Source organism: Paenimyroides baculatum, from assembly GCF_008629655.1.
GTDB classification, from domain to species: domain Bacteria; phylum Bacteroidota; class Bacteroidia; order Flavobacteriales; family Flavobacteriaceae; genus Flavobacterium; species Flavobacterium baculatum.
Genome location: NZ_VWSG01000024.1, coordinates 1 through 5,224 on the forward strand (window position 1 = coordinate 1; position 5,224 = coordinate 5,224).

Annotated in this window: 2 tRNA genes and 3 rRNA genes; all 5 read left to right on the forward strand. The window is 47.3% G+C overall.

From position 1 onward, the window contains the following. The first annotated feature begins 124 nt into the window (after nucleotides 1-124). Nucleotides 125-1,640: ribosomal RNA gene (locus tag F0460_RS15980) — 16S ribosomal RNA — on the forward strand. Between the two features lie 70 nt (nucleotides 1,641-1,710). Beyond that, nucleotides 1,711-1,784: transfer RNA gene (locus tag F0460_RS15985), tRNA-Ile, on the forward strand. Nucleotides 1,785-1,852: 68 nt separating this feature from the next. Beyond that, a tRNA-Ala gene (locus F0460_RS15990) sits at nucleotides 1,853-1,926 on the forward strand. 111 nt (nucleotides 1,927-2,037) lie between these two features. Continuing rightward, nucleotides 2,038-4,915 (forward strand): 23S ribosomal RNA (locus tag F0460_RS15995). Nucleotides 4,916-5,072: 157 nt separating this feature from the next. Further along, nucleotides 5,073-5,184, forward strand: a 5S ribosomal RNA gene (rrf, locus tag F0460_RS16000). The 16S, 23S and 5S rRNA genes sit together here with 2 tRNA genes alongside, the layout of an rRNA operon. The last annotated feature ends 40 nt before the right edge of the window (nucleotides 5,185-5,224 follow it).

Consider the following 5,224-nt stretch of genomic DNA (forward strand, 5'->3'; position numbering starts at 1 on the left):
TTGAGATACAAGTGAAGAAAAGAAGACAAGTTCATAGACATATTGGATTAACAGAAAAATAAAGAGTAAGAGCTTTTAGGAAACTAAAAGGTCTTAAACGCAACATCAAAAATATAAAAAACATACGATGAAGAGTTTGATCCTGGCTCAGGATGAACGCTAGCGGCAGGCCTAACACATGCAAGTCGAGGGGTAGTTGTCTTCGGACAATGAGACCGGCGCACGGGTGCGTAACGCGTATGCAATCTACCTTATACTAAGGGATAGCCCAGAGAAATTTGGATTAATACCTTATAGAATGTTGAAATGGCATCATTTTAATATTAAAGATTTATTGGTATAAGATGAGCATGCGTCCCATTAGTTAGTTGGTAAGGTAACGGCTTACCAAGACGATGATGGGTAGGGGTCCTGAGAGGGAGATCCCCCACACTGGTACTGAGACACGGACCAGACTCCTACGGGAGGCAGCAGTGAGGAATATTGGTCAATGGGCGCAAGCCTGAACCAGCCATGCCGCGTGCAGGATGACGCATCTATGGTGTGTAAACTGCTTTTGTACAGGAAGAAACAGTTCTTTGCGAAGAACCTTGACGGTACTGTAAGAATAAGGATCGGCTAACTCCGTGCCAGCAGCCGCGGTAATACGGAGGATCCAAGCGTTATCCGGAATCATTGGGTTTAAAGGGTCCGTAGGCGGCCTTATAAGTCAGCGGTGAAAGTTTTTGGCTTAACCAAAAAATTGCCATTGATACTGTAGGGCTTGAATGTTTGTGAAGTAACTAGAATATGTAGTGTAGCGGTGAAATGCTTAGATATTACATGGAATACCAATTGCGAAGGCAGGTTACTAACAAATGATTGACGCTGATGGACGAAAGCGTGGGTAGCGAACAGGATTAGATACCCTGGTAGTCCACGCCGTAAACGATGGATACTAGCTGTTCGGTTGTAAGACTGAGTGGCTAAGCGAAAGTGATAAGTATCCCACCTGGGGAGTACGGGCGCAAGCCTGAAACTCAAAGGAATTGACGGGGGCCCGCACAAGCGGTGGAGCATGTGGTTTAATTCGATGATACGCGAGGAACCTTACCAGGGCTTAAATGTAGTTTGACCGATTTGGAAACAGATCTTTCGCAAGACAAATTACAAGGTGCTGCATGGTTGTCGTCAGCTCGTGCCGTGAGGTGTCAGGTTAAGTCCTATAACGAGCGCAACCCCTGTTGTTAGTTGCCAGCACGTAATGGTGGGAACTCTAGCAAGACTGCCAGTGTAAACTGTGAGGAAGGTGGGGATGACGTCAAATCATCACGGCCCTTACGTCCTGGGCCACACACGTGCTACAATGGACGGTACAGAGAGCAGCTACCAGGTGACTGGATGCGAATCTATAAAACCGTTCTCAGTTCGGATCGGAGTCTGCAACTCGACTCCGTGAAGCTGGAATCGCTAGTAATCGGATATCAGCCATGATCCGGTGAATACGTTCCCGGGCCTTGTACACACCGCCCGTCAAGCCATGGAAGCTGGGGGTACCTGAAGTCGGTGACCGCAAGGAGCTGCCTAGGGTAAAACTGGTAACTAGGGCTAAGTCGTAACAAGGTAGCCGTACCGGAAGGTGCGGCTGGAACACCTCCTTTCTAGAGATGGTTTAAGCATCTCTTACTCTTTAACTGTTGGTTCAAAAAAACAAGAATAAGTAAGATACAGAGTCTCGTAGCTCAGCTGGTTAGAGTACTACACTGATAATGTAGGGGTCGGCAGTTCGAGTCTGCCCGGGACTACTATAATACTTATTTAAAGGAAATTTTAGAAGTTGAGAATACTAATTCTAAATTCTAAGAAAGAATTTGGGGGATTAGCTCAGCTGGCTAGAGCGCCTGCCTTGCACGCAGGAGGCCATCGGTTCGACTCCGATATTCTCCACAAGATCGAAAGATCAGAAGTTCATTGACATATTGAGATACATTTAAAAAGTAGAAAAGATATTAGAAATAATATAAAGCACATTTAATCTTTAGGGATTAAAGTAGAGCACAATAAGCAAAATAAGGGCGTATGGGGAATGCCTAGGCTCTCAGAGGCGAAGAAAGACGTGATAAGCTGCGAAAAGCTGCGGGGATTGGCACACACGAAGTGATCCGCAGATATCTGAATGGGGCAACCCGGCATGTTGAAGACATGTCACTCCGATAGGAGAGCAAACCCGCTGAACTGAAACATCTAAGTAGGCGGAGGAGAAGAAAACAAAAGTGATTCCGTAAGTAGTGGCGAGCGAACGCGGAAAAGTCCAAACCAAAGTTGTTACGGCAATTTTGGGGTTGTAGGACCACGACATTTTAAGCAAAGCGAATTGGAACAACCTGGAAAGGTTGACCGCAGAGGGTGATAGTCCCGTACAGGTAAGCGATGTATTAGATAGTGGTATCCTGAGTAGGTCGGGGCACGTGAAACCTTGATTGAAGCCGGCGGGACCATCCGCCAAGACTAAATACTCCTGAGAGACCGATAGTGAACCAGTACCGTGAGGGAAAGGTGAAAAGAACCGTGAATAACGGAGTGAAATAGATCCTGAAACCATACGCTTACAAGCGGTCGGAGCCCTTTCGTGGGGTGACGGCGTGCCTTTTGCATAATGAGCCTACGAGTTACCGTTGCTGGCAAGGTTAAGTACTTCAGGTACGCAGCCGAAGCGAAAGCGAGTCTTAATAGGGCGCTGCAGTCAGTAATGGTAGACGCGAAACCGTGTGATCTACCCATGGGCAGGTTGAAGTTTGGGTAACACCAAATGGAGGACCGAACCGGTTGACGTTGAAAAGTCTTCGGATGACCTGTGGGTAGGGGTGAAAGGCCAATCAAACTCGGAAATAGCTCGTACTCCCCGAAATGCATTTAGGTGCAGCGCTGATATAGTTTATTAGAGGTAGAGCTACTGATTGGATGCGGGGGCTTCACCGCCTACCAATTCCTGACAAACTCCGAATGCTAATAAATGATTTACAGCAGTGAGGGCATGGGTGCTAAGGTCCATGTCCGAGAGGGAAAGAACCCAGACCATCAGCTAAGGTCCCCAAATATATGCTAAGTTGAAAAAACGCGGTTTGATTGCCCCGACAGCTAGGATGTTGGCTTGGAAGCAGCCATTCATTTAAAGAGTGCGTAACAGCTCACTAGTCGAGCGATCGAGCATGGATAATAATCGGGCATAAGCATATTACCGAAGCTATGGATTTAACGTAAGTTAAGTGGTAGGGGAGCATTCTAAACCGGGTAGAAGGTGTACTGTGAGGTATGCTGGACTGTTTAGAAAAGAAAATGTAGGCATAAGTAACGATAATGCGGGCGAGAAACCCGCACACCGTAAGACCAAGGTTTCCGCAGCTATGCTAATCAGCTGCGGGTTAGTCGGGACCTAAGGCACACCCGAAGGGGGACGTCGATGGCCAACGGGTTAATATTCCCGTACTTGTAATAGTTGTGATGGAGTGACGCAGTGGTGAAAGTACCGCGAACTGACGGAATAGTTCGTTAAAGCACGTACCTATAGGTTTGATAGTCAAATGCGTCAGACTTGGAGAAATGCGATAGTACTCGGAGCCTTCGGGCAAAGAGATAGTGTACCTAAAGGCTGTCAAGAAAAGCTTCTAAACTTAGATTATTACAACCCGTACCGCAAACCGACACAGGTGGTCGAGGAGAGTATCCTCAGGTGCTCGAGAGATTCATGGCTAAGGAATTAGGCAAAATAGACCTGTAACTTCGGGAGAAAGGTCGCCAGCGCAAGCTGGCCGCAGTGAAAAGGTCCAGGCGACTGTTTATCAAAAACACAGGGCTCTGCCAAATCGTAAGATGAAGTATAGGGCCTGACACCTGCCCGGTGCTGGAAGGTTAAGAGGAGATGTTATCTTCGGAGAAGCATTGAATTGAAGCCCCAGTAAACGGCGGCCGTAACTATAACGGTCCTAAGGTAGCGAAATTCCTTGTCGGGTAAGTTCCGACCTGCACGAATGGTGTAACGATCTGGACACTGTCTCAGCCATGAGCTCGGTGAAATTGTAGTATCGGTGAAGATGCCGATTACCCGCAGTGGGACGAAAAGACCCTGTGCACCTTTACTATAGCTTAGTATTGTTCTTGGATAAGTGATGTGTAGGATAGGTGGGAGACTATGAAGTGGCGTCGCTAGGCGTTGTGGAGTCATTGTTGAAATACCACCCTTTGCTTATCTGAGATCTAACTCGGTATGACTGAGGACATTGCTTGGTGGGTAGTTTGACTGGGGTGGTCGCCTCCAAAAGAGTAACGGAGGCTTCTAAAGGTTCCCTCAGCACGCTTGGTAACCGTGCGTAGAGTGCAATGGCAAAAGGGAGCTTGACTGAGAGACCAACAAGTCGATCAGGTACGAAAGTAGAGCATAGTGATCCGGTGGTTCCGCATGGAAGGGCCATCGCTCAAAGGATAAAAGGTACGCCGGGGATAACAGGCTGATCTCCCCCAAGAGCTCATATCGACGGGGGGGTTTGGCACCTCGATGTCGGCTCGTCACATCCTGGGGCTGGAGAAGGTCCCAAGGGTTGGGCTGTTCGCCCATTAAAGTGGCACGCGAGCTGGGTTCAGAACGTCGTGAGACAGTTCGGTCTCTATCTACTGTGGGCGTTAGAAATTTGAGTGGATCTGATTCTAGTACGAGAGGACCGAATTGGACCAACCTCTGGTGTATCAGTTGTGCCGCCAGGTGCATCGCTGAGTAGCTACGTTGGGCAGGGATAAGCGCTGAAAGCATATAAGCGCGAAACCCACCACAAGATGAGATTTCTTTAAAGGGCCGTAGGAGATGACTACGTTGATAGGCTACAGATGTAAAGGCAGTAATGTCATAGTCAAGTAGTACTAATAGCCCGTAAGCTTATGTGCTCTAGGAATTGCTTTATAAACTAATAAATATCTACAAAAAAGTATCGAAAATATGTTAACAATATTAGCCCGCCCTTGGCGTGGCGTTTAAAGTTCCAAGTTTAAAGTTCAAGGTTTACAACCTTAAACAAAAAAACATGAAACCTTAAACAAAAACTTAAGGTGGTTATAGCATCGGGGCTCACCTCTTCCCATTCCGAACAGAGAAGTTAAGCCCGATTGCGCAGATGGTACTGCATCTTAATGTGGGAGAGTATGTCGCCGCCTTTTTTTATAAACCCCGATCTGAAAAGATCGGGGTTTCTTGTTT